We start from the raw sequence: 21,960 nt of genomic DNA on the forward strand, positions 1-21,960 counted from the left end.
GGTATGAATTTACCTACATTCCGCCCCCTAGCCCTTCTTGCCTCTATCGCTGCCATTTCTTTGGCTGGATGCGGTTCCATTGAGTCGGCTGCCCAAGATGACTGCACCTCAATTGGCTGGCAAATCGGCAGTAAAGGTTACAACGACTGCTTCAAGGCGCGTGTTTATGAGCGTAAGCTGGACTACTCTCTCCCGCCTGGCGATCAGCCATCCCCATCAGTAATTTAACCTAGGGTTTACCCTGAATAAATTCACTTGAGCGCCGTCAAGGACTTGAGTCTTGAAATAACCCAAAATCATTTGTGATTTTGGGAATTTCCTATATGTAGCGGGGCAATTCATTCCTCGTTAAATCAGGCATTCTCAAGCAAGGCTTCATGCACATAAAAACAGCATCATTATTGCGACAAGAAATTAGAGACTAAAACTATGAATCACCCAAAACCCTCTGGAGAGATCCAGGCTGTTGCGATAGCAACTGCAGATGACTTAAGGGAAACCATTCGTCGCAAAAGCAAGCTAAAGGGGCGTCAAGCAGGTGATGCCTCCTTGGCGGAAGTTCGCCAGTTAATTGGTGATGCACCTCATCGCCGTGATTTACTGATTGAGAATTTACATAAGCTCAATGATGAATATCGTGCTTTGCATGATCGTCATTTAGTTGCCCTCGCAAAAGAAATGAATTTGCCGATGGCTGAAGTCTACGAAGTTGCTACTTTCTATCATCACTTCGAAGTGGTGCGCGGCAATGATCCGGTTGCTGATATCACTGTGCGCGTATGTGATGGCATCGCTTGCGAATTAGCTGGCGCACAAAACCTATTGGCAAAGTTGCCATCCATCTTAGGTAATCCCAAAGTTAAAGTAGTTGCCGCACCATGTGTAGGTCGTTGTGAGCAAGCGCCTGTAGCGGTAGTGCACCAGTACCCAGTATTGTTTGCGACCACCGACAAAGTTAGTGCTGCCGTCAAAAATAATCTGACCACCCAACCAATGGCTAAGGACAGCGCTAATTTTGATCCAGCAGCCTTAGCTGAAAAAGGTATATCTCCTCAAGGTGAAAATCAAGCAGTCTCTCCTGACTATGTTGGCTATGAGTCTTATTGCGCGCAAGGTGGATATGCTTTAGCCAAAGAAATTATTGACGGTAAAAAAGATGCTGAGAGCATCATCAAAGCCATGGAAAACTCTGGCCTTCGTGGTCTCGGTGGCGCAGGTTTCCCTGCGGGGCGTAAGTGGCGTATTGTGAAGGATCAAGCTGCACCGAAGTTGATGGCAGTAAACATTGACGAAGGTGAGCCAGGCACATTTAAAGACCGTACTTACTTAGAGCGTGATCCCCATCGTTTCTTAGAAGGTTTGCTGATTGCAGCTAATGTAGTGGGTATTGATGCTTGTTATATTTATTTGCGTGATGAGTATCACGGTTGCCGAGAATTGCTTGAAGCAGAGTTAGCTAAGTTAAAGGCTAGCCCCCCATTTAAGTTGCCATTGATTGAGTTGCGTCGCGGTGCTGGTGCTTACATTTGCGGTGAAGAATCCGCCATGATTGAAAGTATCGAAGGTAAGCGCGGCGAACCTCGCATGCGTCCTCCCTATATTGCGCAAGTTGGATTGTTTGGTCGTCCAACATTAGAGCATAACTTTGAAACTCTCTATTGGGTGCGTGACATTGTTCAGCGTGGCCCTGAGTGGTTTAGCTCTTTTGGCCGCCATGATCGTAAAGGTTTGCGTAGCTATAGCGTCAGCGGCCGAGTGAAGAACCCTGGCGTGAAGCTAGCGCCTGCTGGCATCACTATTCAGGAATTGATTGATGAGTACTGTGGTGGCATGCAGGATGGCCATACCTTCTATGGCTATCTACCAGGTGGCGCTTCTGGCGGCATCTTGCCAGCAACCATGAATGACATCCCGCTTGACTTTGATACCTTGCAGCCCTATGGATGCTTTATTGGTTCGGCTGCGGTAATGGTCTTTGGAGATAAGGACAAAGCACGAGATATGGCGCTTAACGTCATGCACTTTTTCGAGCATGAGAGTTGCGGTCAGTGCACGCCTTGTCGTGTTGGTACAAGTAAGGCCGCCAAGCTGATGCAGTCTAAGTCTTGGGATAAAGAAACCTTAGAGGACTTAGCTACTGTAATGGTTGATGCCTCCATCTGTGGTCTAGGTCAAGCTGCGCCTAATCCAATTCGCTGTATTGCTAAATATTTCCCACAAGAAGTTGCTTAATCAGCGACAAATTACTAAGGGAAAAACGAGACAAATATGAACGCACCAGTAAATCCTAAAGAACTTGAGTTACAAACCGTAGAGTTCAAGCTAGATGGTCAAACCATCGTTTCTTACGAAGGTGAGACCATTCTCAAGGCGGCTAAACGCCATGGTATTGATATTCCACATCTGTGCTTTAAAGACGGTTACCGTCCTGACGGTAACTGCCGCGCTTGCGTTGTGGAGATTAATGGCGAGCGCACCTTAGCACCAAGTTGCTGTCGGAGCGCAACTCCTGGCATGGAAGTCAAAGCCAATAGCGAGCGTGCATTGAAGAGTCAAAAGCTCGTGTTGGAGATGCTCTTATCTGATATGCCCGATGAAGGATTTAAGTGGGTTGGCGATAGCAAGGAAGAAGAGCAAAAAAATCAACACGGTGAGCTCAGCACTTGGGCTGCCCGTATGGATGTTACCGTCCGTCCTGAGCTCAAGGCATTGCGCCGTGAAAAAGTGAGCAATGACGTTTCTCATCCAGCGATGGCTGTGAACCTAGATGCTTGTATTCAATGTAATCGTTGCGTGCGTGCTTGCCGTGAAGAGCAGGTGAATGATGTGATTGGCTATGCAATGCGTGGCGCGCATAGTGAGATCGTATTTGATCTGAATGACCCAATGGGCGACAGTACTTGTGTTGCTTGTGGAGAGTGTGTGCAGGCTTGCCCAACAGGCGCATTAATGCCTAAGGGTTTGATCGGCTCACAAACCGTGGATCGCAAAGTAGATTCAGTATGTCCTTTCTGTGGCGTCGGTTGTCAAATTACTTATAACGTTAAAGATGAAAAGATTGTTAGCGTTGAGGGTCGTGACGGCCCAGCAAATCACAATCGTCTTTGTGTTAAAGGTCGTTTTGGTATGGACTATATCCATAATCCACAGCGCTTAACTAAGCCGCTAATTCGTAAGGCTGGCGTTGCTAAAGATGAAGCCTTGCTTGAAGGCAATCAAGATTGGTCAAACATCTTCCGTGAAGCAACATGGGAAGAGGCGCTGGAAGTTGCTGGCGGTGGTCTTAAGAAGCTCAAAGATCAATATGGCAATAAGGTCTTAGCTGGCTTTGGCTCTGCTAAAGGTAGCAATGAAGAAGCATATTTATTCCAGAAGCTGGTGCGCACTGGCTTTGGTAGCAATAACGTGGACCACTGTACCCGTCTATGCCACGCATCATCTGTTGCTGCGCTATTAGAAGGTGTTGGTTCTGGTGCAGTCAGTAATCAAGTAAACGATGTTGAGCACTCTAGCTTGATCTTGTTGATTGGATCGAATCCAACGGCGAATCATCCAGTAGCAGCTACTTGGTTCAAGAACGCCGCTAAGCGCGGTGCAAAGATTGTGTTGTGTGATCCACGCAAGACAGATATTGCTAAGCATGCCTGGCGTACGATGCAGTTCAAGCCGGATAGTGACGTTGCCATGCTTAATGCCATGATTTATACAGTTATTGAAGAAGGTCTGGCTGATAAAGAATTTATTGTTAATCGCTCGAATAATTTTGAAGCTCTCAAAGAAAATATCAAGGGTTATAGCCCAGAAGCAATGGCGCCAATCTGCGGTATTCCGGCGGAGACTTTGCGTGAAGTAGCGCGTGAGTTTGCCACTACGAAGTCCGCAATGATTTTGTGGGGTATGGGTGTAAGCCAACACGTTCATGGAACTGACAATGCCCGTTGCTTAATTGCATTAGTTAGCATCACTGGACAAATTGGTAAGCCAGGCTCTGGTTTGCATCCATTGCGTGGACAAAATAACGTGCAGGGTGCTAGTGATGCTGGCTTGATTCCGATGATGTTCCCGAACTATCAACGCGTTGATAATCCAGAAGCGCATGCTTGGTTCGAGAAGTTCTGGGATACCCCATTAGATAAGAAGCCAGGTTATACCGTTGTAGAAATCATGCATAAGATTACTGCACCTGACAGTGATCCCGATAAGATTCGCGGCATGTATGTTGAGGGTGAAAACCCGGCGATGAGTGATCCTGATTTGAATCATGCCCGCCATGCTTTAGCTTCATTGGATCTCTTGGTGGTGCAGGACATCTTTATGACTGAGACAGCATTGCTGGCGGACGTTGTATTGCCTGCAAGCGCATGGCCAGAGAAGGTTGGTACTGCAAGCAATACTGACCGTATGGTGCAAATGGGTAAGAAGGCTATTAATCCACCGGGTGATGCGAAGCCTGATTTATGGATCATCCAAGAGATCGCCAAACGCATGGGTCTCAATTGGAATTACCAAGGTCCAGATGATGGTGTTGCAGCAGTTTATGACGAGATGCGTCAAGCCATGCATGCAGCCATTAACGGCATTACTTGGGAGCGCCTTGAAAAAGAATCCAGCGTCACTTACCCATGCCTATCTGCTGAAGATCCAGGTCGTCCGATTGTGTTTAACGACAAGTTTGATACCAAAGATGGCAGGGTGAAGTTAGTGCCAGCCGATATCATTCCGGCGAATGAGCGCCCAGATTCGGAGTACCCATTTGTATTGATTACTGGTCGTCAGTTAGAGCATTGGCATACTGGCAGTATGACGCGCCGCGCTACTGTATTAGATGCGATTGAGCCTATGGCTACCGTTTCTATGCATGGCGAGGATATGACTCAGCTGGGGGTTATTGCTGGCGATGTCATTACAGTTCAGTCGCGTCGTGGTGAAGTGGCAATTCATGTGCGTAGAGATGATGGCACGCCTCGTGGCGTCATCTTTATCCCATTTGCTTACTTTGAGGCGGCAGCCAACCTCATCACCAATCCGGCCTTAGATCCATTTGGCAAGATCCCAGAATTTAAATACTGTGCTGTCAAGCTAGTTAAAGGCGGTCAAGCTTCAGTGTTTATGGGATACGGTACTAATGATTCCTCAAGGCAATTGGGGAGTGCTATCTCTTAATAACTTCTTGCCTATTTAAAAAAGGTTCCTATTACGGAGCCTTTTTTATTTTGTATTAGCAAATCTATCGTGCGCATCAACGGGGATGCTGCAGTGCATGATGAATTGATTCAATATTAGAGGAGCAGAGTCATATAAGGGATAGTAGCTATTGCAAGCTCAGACTAGATGACTAATATATATATAAATTATTATTAGAAAGTAAGGAGATAGTGCATGTTAAAGATTCTTGTTCCGCTATTTGCGTCAGCTGTTTTAGCTGCCAATGTTTATGCGGCCGATCCCATTACCATTAAATTCAGTCACGTTGTCACCGATAACACCCCAAAAGGTCAGGCCGCTCTGAAATTCAAAGAGCTTGCTGAAAAGAAGCTACCTGGCTTAGTCAAGATTGAAGTATTCCCAAATTCCCAGCTATTCGGTGATGGTAAAGAAATGGAAGCCCTGTTATTGGGTGACGTGCAAATTATTGCGCCTTCTTTGTCTAAATTTGACCGCTTTAGCAAACAAGTTCAAGTGTTTGATTTGCCTTTCATCTTTAAAGATCCTGAAGCAGTGGATCGTTTTCAGTCTAGCCCAGACGGCCAAGCTTTGTTGAAGTCTATGGAGAAAAAAGGGATTCTTGGTTTGGCTTACTGGCATAACGGCATGAAACAGTTGTCAGCTAACAAAGATATTCTTTTACCTGATTCTGTTAAGGGTCTTAAGTTCCGTATTCAACCATCCGCATTGCTCGAAGCAATTTTCAAGCAATTAGGTGCAAGTCCGCAGAAAATGGCATTCTCCGAGGTTTACCAAGGCTTACAAACTGGTGTTGTGGATGGCCAAGAAAATACCTGGTCAAACATTTACTCCAAGAAATTCTATGAAGCTCAAAAGACAATCTTGGAAACCAACCATGGAATCGTAGACTATATGGTTGTTGTTAGTCCATCATTTTGGAATAAGTTGCCACCCAATATCCGTGATGGCCTGAACTCTGCAATGAGCGAGGCAACAACTTATGGCAATGCGCTCGCTTGGAGTAAGAACCAGGAAGCTAAGGAAAAGATTATTGCTGCCAATAAGGCAAAGGTAGTTCCTTTGAATAAAGAGCAATTGGCGATTTGGAAGGCAAAAATGCAGCCAGTATGGAAGCAATTTGAGCCTCAGATTGGTGCCGGTTTAATCAAAGCTGCAGCTGCAGCTAGTAACTAAGTAGCTCTCTAACCTGAAGAAATATGGAGGGGCATTGAGTTGCCCCTTTTTCTATGAAAAATTTATTCAATAACTTTGAGGCTTATCTCATCTCGCTTCTGTTAGCGCTGATGACGACCTTAACTTGTGTCAATGTATTTTTTCGTTATGTCCTCACTCAAAGTATCGACTGGATCTTTGAGCTCAATACATTTTTGTTCGCTTGGGTGATTTTCCTGGGAGCTGCTTGGGGAATTCGTATGGGCTCGCATATTGGTGTCGACATTCTCGTGAAGAACTTGCCTAAAGAAAAAAAGCGGATTGTCGCGATCATCGCTACCTTGGCTTGTATTTTGTATTCCGGCATTGTTCTCTATGGCGCAACCATCTATGTGCATAAGATGTTCGATATCGGCATTGTTTGCCAAGATATTGAATGGCTGCCGCAATGGGTTCCCCGGATGGCGCTTCCCATAGGATATGTATTAGTTTTGATTCGCTTTGTCGAGATTTTGGTCAAGCTCATTAAGCGCGAACAATATAACTTTGGACTCGCAGATGAGGCTGCTGATGCCTTGAAAAATTTCAAAGCTGATGGGGAGTCTGCATCATGAGCGCGACTATATTATTTATCTTGCTATTTGCCTTAATGTTCTTGGGGGTGCCCATCGCGATTGCATTGGGTCTATCGAGCTTGTTAACCATCATTATGTTCGGACAAGACTCTCTAGCCTCATTGGCGCTGAAGTTGTTTGAAACCTCTGAGCATTACACCCTGATGGCAATTCCTTACTTTATTTTAGGTGGTGCCTTAATGTCGACGGGTGGGGTTGCAAAGCGTTTAATTCGTTTTGCAATTGCTTGCGTTGGTCATATTCGTGGTGGCCTGGCAATTGCTGCAGTTTTGGCATGTACATTCTTCGCAGCTGTTTCAGGATCCTCGCCGGCTACTGTAGTGGCGATTGGATCCATCATGATTGCTGGTATGGTGAAAGCAGGTTACGGCAAAGATTATGCTGCGGGCATTTTATGTAATGCTGGAACGCTTGGCATTTTGATGCCGCCTTCGATTGTGATGGTCGTATATTGTTCCGTGACTGAGCTATCGGTAGGGCGTATCTTTATTGCTGGCGTTATCCCAGCGATTCTTTTGGCAATTGCGTTAATGGTGGCTATATACATTAGCGCTCGAGTCATGAAGATTCCTGCTGCACAAAAGGCATCTGCGAAGGAGTTTTTTGAGTCTGGTAAAGATGCTATTTGGGGCTTCTTATTGCTAGTCATCATCATGGGCGGCATTTATGGCGGTGTCTTTACGCCAACAGAAGCCGCAGCAGTGGCGGCTTTGTATGCTTTGCTGGTATCAGTATTTATTTACCGAGATATCAAGTGGAGGAATATTCCAGAGGTATTTAAAGATGCCTCAAAAACGACGGTAATGTTGATGTTCATCATCGCAAATGCCATGCTGTTTGCCCATGTATTAACTACTGAGCGTATTCCGCAAATCATGGCTGAGCAGATTTTGGCTTATGGGATGCCGCCATGGGCTTTCTTGATCGTGATGAATATCATTCTCTTGATTGCGGGTAACTTTATGGAGCCAACGGCCATCATTCTGATTTTAGGTCCTCTGTTCTTTCATATAGCTACTCAGCTTGGCATTGATCCAATTCACCTGGGCATCATCATGGTGGTCAATATGGAGATTGGAATGATCACGCCACCAGTCGGACTGAACTTGTTCGTAACCTCGGGAATTACGGGTATGCCTCTAACGAAGGTGGTGCGCGCTGCGATGCCTTGGTTAGGTGTGTTGTTCTTATTCTTGATTGTGATTACTTATGTTCCGTCAATCTCCACCTATCTACCGAATCTAATTATGGGTAAGGAGCTGTCTTAGCTACCTAGCTCAGACTAAAAAAAGTCCCGCAATGCGGGACTTTTTACTTTATTAATGATGATTAAGCAATCGAAAACATATTTTTTTCTTGTTCATCTAGTTGCGCTACCAAGCCAGTTTCCCATTCTAGGTATCGCCTTGCTGCCTCCTTGTTGCCATCATGGCGGTCGTGTACAAAGAATAGGTAATCAATGCACTCAGAATCTGGAGGGACCATCGGGGTAGCGATGATATCCAAAGGCTCGGGGAATAGATTGTTTTTGCATAAGTAGATTTGAGGATTTTGTCCGTTAGTAGCTAGTTGAGCATAAGCACCTTGCGCAACGATGTGATCTTCAGCAATACATACAATAGGGCCTTTATGACCCTGGATTGCTTTTAGGAGGTGCGGGCGAATTGTCCAAACTGCCCCTGGAATATGTCCTTTACGATATTGCATGCTTGATCGCAGATCTAGAAAAAGGGTGTTTCCGTCTGCATGTGCGCTGACTAATTCGGAGTCGGTCAATATGTGAGCACCCGTGAGGTTGGCGCCAACAATTTGCGGTAGGGACACCTTGCTTTCTATCCCGTCCTTTAAAACGGCTACATCATGCCCCATTTGTTTAAGCCAGCTACCTACAGTAATTGCTCGTGCCCCATCGGAGTCATAAAGAACTATTCTGGCATTACGCACCCCGATAAACTGATCAGTTGCTTGAATCAATTGGCCGCCTGGTGTGTGCTGCGCTCCTGGCAGCGCCTTTTGTTTAAATTCTTCCGCAGTACGCACATCACATAGATAGAGCGACCGATCCATTTCTCTTGCCCATTCATTAAATTGAGCATCGCTAATGATGGGAACTTGGAAGCGGTTTGCCAATGCGGCGATATTAGCTAGCCACTGATCATCAACCTTTGCTTGTGGGTAAGGGTGGGATTTGCCATGCTCAAGCGGAAAGTCTTCTAGATACCAGCCTTGGGTGCCATTTTCCAGGGCGAATACAGGATTGCGAATGCCAAGGTTAATTAAGGTTTGCGCGCCAATGATGCTTCGTGTTCGGCCTGCGCAATTGATCACAATAGGTGTGTTTGAATTTCTAACTATGCTTTGAATGCGATAGCTTAGCTCACCATTAGGACAGCATGTTGCCCCTGGAATACTCATCTTCTTAAACTCATTTTGAGGTCTGCCATCTAAGATAATGACATCCTCAGAAGATTGAATTTTTTCCATTAATGCTGTGGCTGTAATACGCGGCGTCTGAAAATGATGTTCAATTAATTCACCAAAGGTTTTTGATGGTAGGTTTACACCAGCAAATAAGGTAAAGCCGGCATCAGACCATCCTTTTGTGCCGCCATCTAATATAAAGAGATTGCTGTAACCTATCGCATCTAGAGCTTTGGCAGCCTGTAGGCAAATATCCTGTCCATCATCATCGTATAAAACAATCTTGACATCTTTGCGGGGAACTAAGCGAGTGATTTCACCCTCGAGGCGACTAAAGGGTGAGGATGTAGCCAGAAATAGATGGGACTCGCCATATTGACCATGCTCACGAACATCGAGCACTGCCAGCTCTTGAGTGCTATGCAGCCATTGTTTTAAGGTTTTGGCGTCGATATATTGCATCGCAATGCATTACTCAATTAAAGTAAATCGGTCTCGGGTCACATGGGCCATATTCGTGCCCTCAATGCGAATGAGGCTGGTTGGCTCTACTCGTGTTGGGGAATGGATGTCACCCTCGTTATAAACATGGGCAACTCCTGGTGTTAGGCGATAGGTGTCCGTCATGCGTACTATTCCGAGCTTTTCACCATGCGCTTTTTCTACTAAGACGTAATCATGCATTTGTGTCTCACCGCTAGCTTGACCATAGATTGCCCAAGAATGGGCATGGTCATGTGGTTCGGATGTTTTGGGGCCGGTATAGCGATGTGCGACGATACAAAAGCCCAACTCAGGATCTTCATAGAGTACTGAGCGTTCAGGGGTGTCTGGGTCAAGATAGCTTTTGACGGCCTCGGCATCTTGGAGCACTTGACGTAAGAGATTAGCCACTTCAATTCGACCCTTAGGCCCACCATCTTTTTTGAGAATAGCATGGCATTGTGCGGCAAAGCTGTTCAGGCTTAAATCCATTGAATTGTCTCCATTATTTGGTTTGTATTTATGAGTACTATTCTACAAGGGCACTACGTTTCATTGCCAAGGAATCCTGTTGGATAGGGCTGGAAAAATCCAGCCATAACTCATTTGCCCTTAGAATGAGCTCTCCATGGCTAGTTCAAAACCTTCAACACCCCAAGCTGATACCAAAGCAGACCTGCCTGTTCTCATTATTGGCGCAGGTTTGGCCGGTCTAACCGTAGCCCTGCACATGGCCGATTCCCAGCCGGTGATTCTGATGGCTAAACGCGGACTTGGCGAAGCTGCTACCGCGTGGGCCCAAGGCGGTATTGTGGGTGTAGTAGATCAAGAGCACGATAGTATTGATTCTCATGTTGCAGACACCCTAGATGCAGGCGCAGGTCTCGTAGTGGAGTCAACCGCACGTTACATTGCCGAAGAAAGCGCTGAAGCTATTCGTTGGTTAGTTGAGCAGGGTGTGCCCTTTACTACTGATGAGTCAGGGCCAATGGGTTTGCATTTAACTCGTGAGGGTGGTCACAGCCACCGTCGCATTGCGCATGCTGCAGATGCCACTGGTAAGGCTATCCATGAAGTTCTTCTCGATAAAGCAAGGGCGCATAAAAATATCCAGATCTTGGAGCATTGGATTGCTCTAGACCTCATTACGAATCGTCATCTAGACGCGAAGATACAGCGCGCTAAACCGAATCGTTGTTATGGGGTCTATGCGCTCGATATTAAAAATAATCGTGTGGAAACAATTGAAGCGAAGTCAGTAGTCTTGGCTACTGGTGGTGTTGGTAAGGTCTATCGTTACACTAGCAACCCTGATACTGCCACTGGCGATGGTATTGCTATGGCATGGCGAGCAGGTTGCCGTGTTGGCAATATGGAATTTATTCAGTTTCATCCAACATGCTTGTATCACCCGAGTGATCGCACCTTTCTCATTACCGAGGCGATGCGGGGTGAGGGTGGCTTGCTAAAACTACCAAACGGCACACGCTTTATGCCAGAGCATGATGAGCGCAATGAGTTGGCTCCCCGTGACATTGTTGCTCGAGCAATCGACTTTGAGATGAAGAAGCACGGCTTAGATTATGTACATTTGGATGCTACTCATCTGGGTGAAGTATTTATTAAAGAACATTTCCCGATGATCTATGCGCGTTGCATGACTCTAGGTTTGGATATTTCAAAAGAACCAATACCAGTCGTGCCCGCAGCGCATTACACCTGTGGTGGTGTAGTTACAGACCTCAAAGGAAGGACCGACTTACCGGGTCTGTATGCAGTGGGTGAGGCAACTTACACCGGCTTGCATGGAGCCAATCGCTTGGCTAGCAACTCATTGCTGGAATGTGTGGTGATTGGTAAGGCTGCTGCAGAGGATATTTCTCAACTCAAAACGCCTCTAATGCCAAAGCTACCCCTCTGGGATGAGAGTCAAGTAGAAGATGCTGATGAGCAAGTTGTTATTGCCCATAACTGGGATGAGTTGCGTTCATTGATGTGGAACTACGTTGGTATCGTGAGAACCAATCGAAGGCTGGAGCGTGCATTACACCGTATCAAACTCCTCAGATACGAAGTACAAGAGTATTACGCCAACTTTAAAGTCACGCGCGACTTGATCGAGTTACGCAACCTACTGGAATGTGCAGAGCTGATTGTGAGATCAGCGCTCATGCGTAGAGAGAGCAGGGGATTGCATTACAGTCGTGATTACCCAGGCACCTGGGCCGTTTCTTATCCAACCATCCTGACGCCTCAAGCCGAGGGAAACTCCGAAAGTTCTGAAACCTAAACATTAGTTGTTATGGGGATATTCTCAACGAGAAATCCACTGCCTGAATATCCTTCGTCAGCTTTCCTAAGGAGATGCGATCAACTCCGGTAGCAGCGATCACACACATCTGATCTAGGTTAATACCACCAGATGCCTCAAGTAGAGCGCGACCCTTAGTAATGGCAACTGCCTCTTTCATCTGTTCGGTAGTGAAGTTATCAATCAAGATACTTTTTGCGCCAGCATTTAAGGCTTCTTCAAGCTCGGCAAAATTCTCGACCTCAATCTGAATATCTACTCCCGAATTAAGGGATTGAGCAGCTTTAATGGCAGCAGCAACACCGCCTGCTGCGGCAATGTGATTTTCTTTTATAAGGATGCCATGCCACAAAGCAAGGCGTTGATTTTGACCGCCACCCACTGATACTGCGTACTTTTGTGCGCGACGTAAACCTGGAATAGTCTTACGTGTATCCAGCACCGTACAACCATTAGGGTTAGGACTCACACCCTTAATCGCATCCACATGCTGACGCGCAATACTTGCAGTCCAAGAGAGGGTTTGTAGAAAATTAATACAGGGACGCTCTGCAGAAAGCAGGGCACGCGAGTCAGCCTCGATATCGCAGACTTTAGTATCGGCCTTCATGAGATCGCCCTCCAAATAATGCCAAGTGGCTTTTGCATTGGGATCTAGTTTCTTGAGTGTGCCCTCGAACCAATCTACCCCACACAGCACGGCCTCTTGGCGAACAATGAGCTGAGCATGAACAGGCTTACTAGGAACCAACATTGCAGTCCAGTCACCCGTGCCAATATCTTCCATCAAAGCATCATGAATATTACGTTGACGGGCTTGCTCTAAAGTCTCGTTGTACTCAAACATGAATAAATCGATCTACATTAAGAAAAAATCAAAAGATAACAACTAGGACTAAGCTACGCCGATATTCTTGACAAAGCCATGCTGTGCTTTAGCCAAGAGATCGGGGTGATTTGTAGTGAAGTCGAGCATACGTTCAATACATCCTAACGCCTCAACACGAATAGGCTCATCAATCAAGATTTCACCAGAGGCATTTTCTAGGCAATCCAAAATTCCTTGCAAACCATTCATGGCCATCCAAGGACAGTGGGCGCAACTCTTACAGGTGGCGCTATTACCAGCAGTAGGGGCTTCAATCAATACTTTATTAGGTGCTAGCTGGCGTATACGATGCAAAATACCATTGTCCGTGGCCACAATATATTCGGTGGCAGAACCTTCTACTACAGCCTTAATCATGGCGGTTGTAGAGCCGACAACGTCCGCAAGGTCGACCACTGTTTTGGGGGATTCTGGGTGAACCAGAACCATGGCATTGGGATGGGCAGCCATCAACATTTCTAATTCAACCGCTTTAAATTCATCATGAACAATGCATGCGCCATTCCAGAGCAACATATCGGCGCCAGTTTGCTCCTGAATATAGCGACCTAAATGACGATCAGGTGCCCAAAGAATTTTCTTGCCCTCAACTTTGAGTTGATGCACGATTGCTAAGGCGCAAGAGCTTGTTACCATCCAATCGGCCTGTGCTTTAACAGCAGCACTGGTGTTTGCATAGACAACGACGGTACGATCTGGATGTAATGCCCTAAAAGCAGCAAAGTCAGAAGCATTGCAACCCAAATCGAGAGAGCAGGTTGCCTCTAGATCCGGCATAAAAACGCGCTTCTCAGGGCTGAGGATTTTGGCCGACTCGCCCATGAAGCGAACGCCTGCAACAATGAGATTCTTGGCTGAATGATTCTTACCAAAGCGTGCCATCTCTAAAGAGTCAGAAACAAAACCACCAGTTGATAAAGCCAAATCTTGAATATCACCATCGACATAGTAGTGAGCCACCAATGCGGCATCTTTCTCAACCAGCAATTGCTTAATACGAGCAATCACTGCAGATTTATGTTCTCCATGCAATGGGGGAGGGGTTTTAGCCCAAGCTTGTGCAGTACAGGTTTCACCAGCAGCATTTTGCTGGGGGTAATCAAAGGAAATGGAGCTTGAGATCATGGGTAATTTTATCTCTATTGCGCTACTCACCACCATGCATCCTTCAATCTTAAAAAGGTAGCTTCGCTTCTGGCTTGGCACCCAACACTGCCACCTTAAACTCCGCCTGAATTCGCTTAATCGCCTCTTCAGTATCAGCCTCAAAGCGCATGACTACGACTGGTGTTGTATTTGAAGGCCTGGCCAAGCCAAAGCCATCGGCATACTCTACCCGCACCCCATCAATGGTGTTGATGGATTCAGAGGTAGGGAACTTGGCATTGGCTTTAATCGTTTCTAGCAAAGCAAATGGCTCACCTTCAGCACAAGCCAGCTGCAACTCTGGAGTGCAGATAGCGTTTGGCAGATTATTTAATGTGTCGCTTGGGTTTTTCTCTTTACTGAGAATCTCTAGTAAGCGGGCGCCTGTATACAGACCATCATCAAAACCAAACCAACGATCTTTAAAGAAGATATGACCACTCATCTCACCAGCAAGTGGGGCGCCGGTTTCTTTTAGCTTGGCTTTGACTAGGGAATGGCCTGTTTTCCACATGATGGGTTCGCCACCAAGTTCTTTGATATAGGTTGCTAAATTACGAGTGCATTTCACATCATAAATAATTTGGCCTCCTGGATTGCGGGCGAGAACGTCTTTAGCAAAGAGCATCATCTGGCGATCTGGAAAAATCACTTGCCCATCTTTGGTCACTACGCCCAAACGATCTGCATCGCCATCAAAGGCAAGGCCTAATTCATTATCGGTAGTCTGAAGATTCTTGATGAGATCTTGTAAATTTTCGATATGTGCTGGATCAGGGTGGTGATTGGGAAAATGCCCATCCACTTCGCAGAATAGCTCTTCAACCTCACAGCCTAAAGCTCTAAACAACTTCCCAGCAAATGCACCACCAACACCATTACCGCAATCTACGGCAATCTTCATGGGACGAGCAAGCTTGATGTCTCCCACGATGTAATTGAGATACATGGGGAAAATATCAAAAGTACTTCTAGTGCCTTGGCCTACGGCAAACTTCTTCGCTTCAATGCGCTTACGTAAATCCTGAATTTTTTCCCCGTAAATCGCCGCTGTTCCCAAAACCATTTTGAAGCCGTTGTAATTAGGTGGGTTGTGGCTGCCGGTAATCATGACCCCGGACCTTGGTGTCTTGCCATTAATCGTATGGTTAGCAGCAAAGTACACCATCGGTGTTGCAACCATCCCTAGATCAATTACATTAATACCGGTGGAAAGCAGGCCTTCAGTAAGAGCCTCAATCAAGCTAGGGCCAGATAAGCGACCATCACGACCGATAACGATATCGGTTTCACCAAGCTCATGCATCTCAGTGCCAAAGGCCTGCCCAATCAACTTAGCAATCGATGGATCTAAGGTCTCATCAATGATGCCGCGGATGTCATACGCTTTAAAAATAGATGGAGACAATTGCATTACAGATCCTTTGGTAAATACACCCAAACAATGCTGGGCGAAAACTAGTCATTTGAATTTAATAAATTAATGCGAGCGGCAGTCACCGCATCAATATCTGTACTAGCCTGAATATCAGGCTGATGACTTGCGAGGGCCTTCTCAATTGGCTTAGCTAGTACTTTTCCATATTCCACGCCAGGTTGATCAAAGCTATTGATATTCCAGAGTGCGCCTAATGTTGCTGTACGGTTCTCGTATAAAGCAAGTAGGGCACCAAGATAAAAAGCGTTGAGCTTGGGCAGTAGTAAGAGATTGCTCGGACGTTTACCGGGGTAAATATCATTTGGATTGCTGGCAGTTTTACCATTCGCTAATGCCTGAGCTTGTGCCAAACAGTTGGAAAGCAGAATGCGATGATGTGCTACTGCCTCTGGTCTATCACTCATCGGCTCACGCACGGCAATGAAATCTATTGGAATGATTTCTGTACCTTGATGAAAGAGTTGGAAGTAAGAGTGTTGCGCATTGCTACCTGCGCTGCCAAATACCACCGGCGAGGAATGCTTAACAGGCTTGCCATTGCGATCAACACTCTTGCCATTACTTTCCATATCCAGCTGTTGCAACCACTTTGGAAACCAATCCAGGGCATCGGCATACGGAATGGCAGCATAAGCTTTGATATTGTGTTTCTCTTGCTGGTATAGCAAGGTGAGCGCCATGATGACAGGTAGATTTTCTTCGAGAGGTGCATTCTTAAAATGCAAATCCATGGCCTCAGCACCAGCCAAAAATTGTTTGAAAGTCTCAAAGCCATATTGCAAGGCAATAGGTAGGCCGACTGCTGACCATACGGAGTAGCGACCACCAACCCAATCCCAGAAAGGAAAAATATTTTCTTCTTCAACCCCAAAGTCTTTGGCGGCAGGAATATTGGCAGTGACCGCATACAAAGCATGTGCAATTTGACTTGACGTGCGTCCACTCTCTTTAAGCCAAGCTACAACGGCTTTGGCATTCATGGAAGTTTCGAGAGTCGTAAATGATTTTGAGACCACAATCACGCGGGTGCTGTGAGGCTGAGCGCGCGCCAAAATGCGTGCTAATTCAGCGGTATCAATGTTCGCTAAAAAATGCATGCGCATTCCGCGACTTTCAATACCAGGTACATGTGCTAAGGCTTCAATTGCTAAGCGGGGGCCAAAGTCAGACCCACCAATGCCAATGTGAATCACATCTGTGACGCCAACCCATTTATTGCAAAGTGCTTCAATGCGACGCCAAACCTCAGATACTGCTGGCATGACGTCTGAACCACCAATCAGTACTGGCGTTTTGCTCAGATTGCGCAGCGCCGAATGCAGGGCAGGGCGATCTTCGCTATTGTTGATGTGCTTACCAGCAAACAGGTCTGCAATGAACTGCTCTAACTGAGATTTGCGAGCATTCGCAAATAACTTTGCCCAGTCGCTGGCGTCAATTCCTTGATAGGCGGTATCGAGCACCATATCAAGGGCAGAGTGAACACTGTTACTGGCGAATTGGGCTTGCAAGGACATTCCTAGATTTTATCAATAAGGACATCAAAACCCCCTTAAAACGCTGAAAATGTTACGATTTCATCAATAACAAGGCTTTAGCTTGGGCAAAAGTCATCACAAGATTGAGACATATCTGAAATCAGGTCAGGAATAGCGGAATGGAGCAGGTTGATTGCGTCGTAGTAGGCGCTGGAGTGGTTGGATTGGCAGTTGCTCGCGAGATGGCATTGCAGGGTCGAGAAACTATCTTGCTCGAGCGCGAAGATTCATTCGGAACTATTAGCAGTGCACGTAATAGCGAAGTCATTCATGCGGGGATTTATTACCCAAAAGATTCTCTCAAGGCCAAACTCTGCGTGGAAGGCAATCGGCTCTTATATGAATACTGCCGCAGTCATCAGGTGAGTACACAAGCTTATGGAAAGCTGATTGTTGCTGCTGATACTAGTCAGCTAGATGATCTCCAGGCTATTTTGTATAAAGCGCAAAACAATCAAGTACCCGATATCAAAATGATCTCAGGATCTCAAGCCAAAGCGCTTGAGCCGCAGTTACAGTGTGAAGCAGCAGTGCTCTCAGCATCAACGGGTGTAGTCGATAGTCATGGATTAATGTTGTCATTGCTAGGTGGGTTTGAAGATGCAGGCGGCATGGTTGCTTACCAATCTCCATTACTTAGCGCTAAGCCAATTGGCAATGCTGCCGAAGGCGGCTTCGAGCTCACGATTGGCGGTTCCGATGGCATGACTATTCAGACCAAGTTACTGATTAATTGCGCGGGACTCAGCGCTCCAGCATTAGCTCAAAAAATCGAAGGCCTCTCGAAAGATCTGATACCTAAAGCTTACTTCGCCAAAGGCAACTACTTCTCTTTATCCGGAAAGTCTCCGTTCAGCCATTTGATTTACCCCATTCCTGAACCTGGCGGATTGGGTGTTCATCTGACACTCGATATGGGTGGACAGGCGAAGTTTGGCCCTGATGTGGAATGGCTCGATATTGATGATGAAAGTCAAATTAACTATACGGTTGATCCCAAGCGAGGAGAGGGCTTTTACGCCGCAGTAAGGCAATACTGGCCCGGTCTAAAAGATGGTGCTTTGCAGGCGGATTACTCTGGTGTCAGGGCCAAAATCGTCCCGCCAAATGCCCCAGCAGGAGATTTTTACTTCGAAGGGCCTGAGCAGCATCAGCTTCAAGGCTTATTTAACCTCTATGGATTTGAGTCCCCAGGTCTCACCTCTTGTTTGGCAATTGCCCAGCATTTGGAGGCGCAGATCAAAAGTTCTTTATAATCTAGGACTCAAATCGCAAAGGAAGAGTGGCAGAGCGGTTGAATGCACCAGTCTTGAAAACTGGCGAGGATGAAAGTCCTCCGTGAGTTCGAATCTCACCTCTTCCGCCAAGTTAATCGGTTTTACAAGGGTTTGTAGCAATTCAAAATCCTCGTTACCAAAAGCATGACCAAAGCCATCCTTCGGGGTGGCTTTTTTCTTGGTCGCTACTGGCTCGCCATCAGTCAAAAAATCTGCTTTGTGATGTCAGAAAGATCCTGCTCATAGGGGTATCCCTAAATAAAGATAATATCTTTATAGTGGGTCAATAATTTCTAACAATAAGAATCTCAGGGTTCTATAGGGACTAAGACAAATATGTATGACGATCAATCACGCCTTGATTTGGGGCAACTAAATATCGAGCGCGGAAGTTATTCCGCTGCATTTGATATCTTTTATGGCCTCGCTAAAGATCGAGCTAGTGAAGATGCACTTTATGCATTAACCAAAATGTGTTTTGATGGCCGCCTAAACCCCGAGCAAATCAATACGCTATTTACATTACAGAACTCAAATAGTAGTTTGGGTAATGGTTATGCACACTTTAATGTGGGCTTAATGTTTGAGCGCGGCATGGGTGATGTTAAGCAAGATTACAAAACTGCCGTCGAGTACTATGAAAAAGCAATCAAAGAAGAGGTGCTAGATGCCTACTGTAATTTAGGCAATATTTATATCCTGGGTACAGGTGTAGCGCACGGTGTAGTCCCAAATCGCGAAAAAGGTATTGCCTTGTTAAAAAAAGGTGCGGAGGAGGGTAGTAGGCAGGCTGCATTTACCTTAGGTTCTTTATATGCAACTGGCGACATTATTGAGCAAGACCTCAAGCAGGGATATCTCTATTTAACCTTGGCTGCATTTGCTAAGCATGATCAGGCAAAGCGGGTTCTTTTGATATTTGAACATGCTCACCCAGGCAACTACCGAGAGGAATTTGACACGGCTCAGCAACAATATTGGAAGATTGAAACTATGCGCAGGCTCTATAAGTGTGTTTAATGCTCTAAGATTTAAGTCAAATAAAAACCCCAGCAATCACTTGCTGGGGTTTTCTCTTTCTAGTAGCTAGAAAAGCGTTATCGCATTACTTCTTTGCAGCTGGCGCACTTACAACAGCAGCAATTGCTTCTGTATACACGACTCTAACTTGGTCGTTTACAGCGATATCTTTCATCAAGTCAGGATTCTGAACTTTAACTTTAAAGATGTTTCCTTGAGGGCCTTTTAAAGATACGGTATTTTTAGCTGTATCAATCGCTTCAACATTCGCAGTTGCAGTTACGGTGTTGCTAGTGATCATGCCTGGCTTATCGCCTTGTGGGGCAGTAGTAGTGCTAGTAGTAACTTGCTCACTAGTGGTGCCTGGGTTTTTTACCTTAACCAATTCAATCGCTACAGCGAGTTCATAAACAACGTCAAAACGATCACCCACTTTGATTTCAGCAAAGTTCTTTACTTCAGGACCAGCAACAATAGTCGATTCACCATCTTGATTTTTGAGGGTAACTGTTCGAGTTGCAGCATCAATCTTGATTACTTCACCGTCATAAATGAGAGCAGTTTCTTGAGCGGCCACGGCAGCAACAGGAGGCTTTGGTTGATTGAGCATGAAGTAGGCGACTGCAGCAATAGCAGTAAGAATGATCACAATGACTATTTTTTTCATAACGGTACTAATCCTTAATAAATTGGGGTGCATTAGCTTTGAGTAGTAATGCAGTAGTTGATAAATGCGCTTAATTTGGCATTTATATAGATTGTATTACTCATACCGGTCATCAGAATTATTTTTAGGAGATTTTTAGTGAATAACCCCTAAATACCTGACTATTTTACTTACTTATCAAAATGGGCTGTCATATCAATGGCGCATACTAAGTAAATAGTATGAGTAGTGTGAATAGAGAGGTATGTATGTTTTGGAAGTTATTTTCGGGGCTAATTTTCATGGGTCTGCCCCTTATAGTTAGTGCGGCAACGCCTCTGGACTTACTGAAGTCCTATGAGGCTCAATCTGGAAAAGCATCGCCCGCCAGAGGGGAGCAGTTCTTCAATGCCAAGCACGGCAAGGAATGGAGTTGTGCATCGTGTCATGAAAATCCCCCAAATCACGACACTAAACACATTGTGACTGGGAAGGTGATCAAGCCATTGGCGCCTAGCGCCAACCCTTTACGATTTACTGATGAGGCCAAGGCTGAGAAATGGTTTAAGCGTAACTGCAATGATGTACTAGGCAGAGACTGTAGTGCACAAGAAAAAGCGGATGTCCTCGCTTGGTTAATGACCGTTAAATGAATCTCATCAATATGAAAAAAATTCTTCTAATTACTTTCTCTATGCTGATGGCAGCATCACCTACATTCGCTGCAAAAATGACAATGCCTGCAGATGCACCGGCTTCATACGAGGCTGAGTGTGCAAGTTGCCATATGGCCTATCCACCAGCATTATTAAGCGAACAAAGCTGGAAAAATGTCATGTCTGGCCTATCCAAGCACTTTGGTACCGATGCTAGTGTGGATGCAAAGACTCAAACTGAAATTACAAGCTGGTTAATAAAGAATGCCGCCACTCGACAGAAGTACAGCGAGATCGCCCCTGAAAACCGCATTACCAAAACATCATGGTTTATTCGTGAGCATGACGAGGTGAGGGCGGATGTTTGGAAGCGGGTAAGCATCAAGAGCCCTGCCAATTGTGGAGCTTGTCATATTGATGCTGCTAAAGGCATTTTTAGTGAGAACAATATAAAGATTCCAGCGAAATGAGCCATCAGATGAATGAGTCAATTCGCGATTCAGTTGGAGCCACCGGTAAGGTAAGGGAAGCCATTATGGTGTGGGACATGCCGGTGAGAGTATTTCATTGGCTGCTAGTGATTTGTTTTGCTGGTGCTTGGCTTAGCTCAGAGAGTGAGCGATGGGCCATGATTCACTATGCATTTGGATATACCGCGTGCTTACTTGTCCTCATTCGCTTAGTGTGGGGTCTGATTGGCACTCGCTATGCCAGATTTAGTCAATTTCTGAAAAAACCAAAGGCAGTGCTTGAACATTTTATGGCTATGCTACGCGGCCATCCCCATCACGATGTTGGGCACAACCCAGCGGGCGGTCTGGTCATGTTTGCGCTGATGCTCCTCATCTTGATTATTGGCTTGAGTGGTTATTTATCCGTTAAAGAGTTTTTAGGTAATTTTGTTTCAGAGATTCATGAGGCGGTTTCAAGTTTAGTTTTGGGCCTAGTCGTCGTTCATATTGTTGCCGCAGTTGGCATGAGCTTGATCGAAAGACAAAATCTCATCAGATCAATGGTGACGGGTAAGAAGCAGGGTATGCCAGATCAAGGAATTCCTTATCCGCAATATCTAATCGGCGCGCTGATTTTTCTTGGCGCTCTCTACTTCTTCTATCTCACTTTAACTGGCAGATTGCCTGGCCTGACTCAGTAAAAGTCTCC

The 21,960-nt window shown here is 45.8% G+C and carries 19 protein-coding genes and 1 tRNA gene; 13 read left to right on the top strand and 7 right to left on the bottom strand.

Annotation, left to right across the window (positions count from 1 at the left end; genetic code table 11):
- Positions 1-3: 3 nt before the first annotated feature.
- The 6 genes from FD975_RS03805 to FD975_RS03830 all read left to right on the top strand — a co-directional run bounded on the left by FD975_RS03805 (position 4) and on the right by FD975_RS03830 (position 8,242).
- Positions 4-228, top strand: coding sequence for a hypothetical protein (locus FD975_RS03805; protein ID WP_215303250.1), 225 nt, complete (start codon positions 4-6; stop codon positions 226-228).
- Between the two features lie 201 nt (positions 229-429).
- On the top strand, positions 430-2,232 hold the full coding sequence (locus FD975_RS03810; RefSeq protein WP_215303252.1) for an NAD(P)H-dependent oxidoreductase subunit E: 1,803 nt from the start codon (positions 430-432) through the stop codon (positions 2,230-2,232).
- A gap of 36 nt (positions 2,233-2,268) precedes the next feature.
- A complete protein-coding gene (gene fdhF, locus FD975_RS03815) occupies positions 2,269-5,163 on the top strand; it encodes a formate dehydrogenase subunit alpha (RefSeq protein ID WP_215303253.1) in 2,895 nt (964 codons plus the stop codon).
- A 216-nt stretch (positions 5,164-5,379) separates the two neighbouring features.
- Positions 5,380-6,360, top strand: a complete 981-nt coding sequence (locus tag FD975_RS03820) for a TRAP transporter substrate-binding protein (RefSeq protein WP_215303255.1) — start codon at positions 5,380-5,382, stop codon at positions 6,358-6,360.
- Between the two features lie 53 nt (positions 6,361-6,413).
- A complete protein-coding gene (locus FD975_RS03825) occupies positions 6,414-6,953 on the top strand; it encodes a TRAP transporter small permease (RefSeq protein ID WP_215303257.1) in 540 nt (179 codons plus the stop codon).
- Entirely contained in the window at positions 6,950-8,242 is a 1,293-nt protein-coding gene (locus FD975_RS03830; protein WP_215303259.1) for a TRAP transporter large permease, read from the top strand. Before FD975_RS03825 ends, FD975_RS03830 begins: the two co-directional genes overlap by 4 nt.
- Positions 8,243-8,303: 61 nt before the next feature.
- On the opposite strand, the gene FD975_RS03835 is transcribed toward FD975_RS03830, so the two are convergent.
- On the bottom strand, positions 8,304-9,857 hold the full coding sequence (locus FD975_RS03835; RefSeq protein ID WP_215303260.1) for a rhodanese-like domain-containing protein: 1,554 nt from the start codon (positions 9,855-9,857) through the stop codon (positions 8,304-8,306).
- Positions 9,858-9,866: 9 nt separating this feature from the next.
- The gene (locus FD975_RS03840; protein WP_215303262.1) at positions 9,867-10,370 is read right to left on the bottom strand and encodes a hypothetical protein; all 504 of its coding nucleotides are present in this window, start codon (positions 10,368-10,370) and stop codon (positions 9,867-9,869) included.
- Positions 10,371-10,506: 136 nt separating this feature from the next.
- Here FD975_RS03840 and nadB point away from each other — a divergent pair, with 136 nt between their 5' ends.
- Positions 10,507-12,168 carry an L-aspartate oxidase gene (nadB, locus tag FD975_RS03845; RefSeq protein ID WP_215303264.1) on the top strand — a complete coding sequence of 554 codons (1,662 nt, stop codon included), beginning with the start codon at positions 10,507-10,509 and terminating at the stop codon, positions 12,166-12,168.
- Between the two features lie 10 nt (positions 12,169-12,178).
- Here nadB and nadC read toward each other — a convergent pair whose 3' ends face one another.
- Genes nadC through pgi form a run of 4 tightly spaced genes read right to left on the bottom strand, consistent with a single transcriptional unit; the run spans position 12,179 to position 17,179 of the window.
- Positions 12,179-13,036, bottom strand: a complete 858-nt coding sequence (gene nadC, locus FD975_RS03850) for a carboxylating nicotinate-nucleotide diphosphorylase (RefSeq protein WP_215303266.1) — start codon at positions 13,034-13,036, stop codon at positions 12,179-12,181.
- Between the two features lie 48 nt (positions 13,037-13,084).
- A complete protein-coding gene (nadA, locus tag FD975_RS03855; protein ID WP_215303268.1) occupies positions 13,085-14,203 on the bottom strand; it encodes a quinolinate synthase NadA in 1,119 nt (372 codons plus the stop codon).
- 49 nt (positions 14,204-14,252) lie between these two features.
- Positions 14,253-15,638, bottom strand: coding sequence for a phosphomannomutase/phosphoglucomutase (locus FD975_RS03860; RefSeq protein WP_215303270.1), 1,386 nt, complete (start codon positions 15,636-15,638; stop codon positions 14,253-14,255).
- Positions 15,639-15,682: 44 nt separating this feature from the next.
- On the bottom strand, positions 15,683-17,179 hold the full coding sequence (gene pgi, locus FD975_RS03865; RefSeq protein ID WP_215303272.1) for a glucose-6-phosphate isomerase: 1,497 nt from the start codon (positions 17,177-17,179) through the stop codon (positions 15,683-15,685).
- 140 nt (positions 17,180-17,319) lie between these two features.
- Between pgi and FD975_RS03870 the strand changes: the two genes are divergently transcribed.
- The 3 genes from FD975_RS03870 to FD975_RS03880 all read left to right on the top strand — a co-directional run bounded on the left by FD975_RS03870 (position 17,320) and on the right by FD975_RS03880 (position 19,497).
- A complete protein-coding gene (locus FD975_RS03870; protein WP_215303273.1) occupies positions 17,320-18,456 on the top strand; it encodes an NAD(P)/FAD-dependent oxidoreductase in 1,137 nt (378 codons plus the stop codon).
- 20 nt (positions 18,457-18,476) lie between these two features.
- A tRNA-Ser gene (locus FD975_RS03875) sits at positions 18,477-18,566 on the top strand.
- A 247-nt stretch (positions 18,567-18,813) separates the two neighbouring features.
- The gene (locus tag FD975_RS03880; RefSeq protein WP_215303275.1) at positions 18,814-19,497 is read left to right on the top strand and encodes a tetratricopeptide repeat protein; all 684 of its coding nucleotides are present in this window, start codon (positions 18,814-18,816) and stop codon (positions 19,495-19,497) included.
- Between the two features lie 85 nt (positions 19,498-19,582).
- On the opposite strand, the gene FD975_RS03885 is transcribed toward FD975_RS03880, so the two are convergent.
- Entirely contained in the window at positions 19,583-20,164 is a 582-nt protein-coding gene (locus FD975_RS03885) for a hypothetical protein (protein ID WP_215303277.1), read from the bottom strand.
- A 281-nt stretch (positions 20,165-20,445) separates the two neighbouring features.
- Between FD975_RS03885 and FD975_RS03890 the strand changes: the two genes are divergently transcribed.
- The 3 genes from FD975_RS03890 to FD975_RS03900 are packed head-to-tail and all read left to right on the top strand — an operon-like array spanning position 20,446 to position 21,952.
- The gene (locus FD975_RS03890; RefSeq protein ID WP_251371415.1) at positions 20,446-20,796 is read left to right on the top strand and encodes a DUF1924 domain-containing protein; all 351 of its coding nucleotides are present in this window, start codon (positions 20,446-20,448) and stop codon (positions 20,794-20,796) included.
- Entirely contained in the window at positions 20,793-21,269 is a 477-nt protein-coding gene (locus FD975_RS03895) for a diheme cytochrome c (RefSeq protein WP_251371416.1), read from the top strand. Before FD975_RS03890 ends, FD975_RS03895 begins: the two co-directional genes overlap by 4 nt.
- Before the next feature lie 8 nt (positions 21,270-21,277).
- Positions 21,278-21,952 carry a cytochrome b/b6 domain-containing protein gene (locus tag FD975_RS03900; protein ID WP_215303280.1) on the top strand — a complete coding sequence of 225 codons (675 nt, stop codon included), beginning with the start codon at positions 21,278-21,280 and terminating at the stop codon, positions 21,950-21,952.
- Positions 21,953-21,960: the final 8 nt, after the last annotated feature.

The organism is Polynucleobacter sp. AP-Jannik-300A-C4, from assembly GCF_018688335.1.
Lineage (GTDB): Bacteria > Pseudomonadota > Gammaproteobacteria > Burkholderiales > Burkholderiaceae > Polynucleobacter.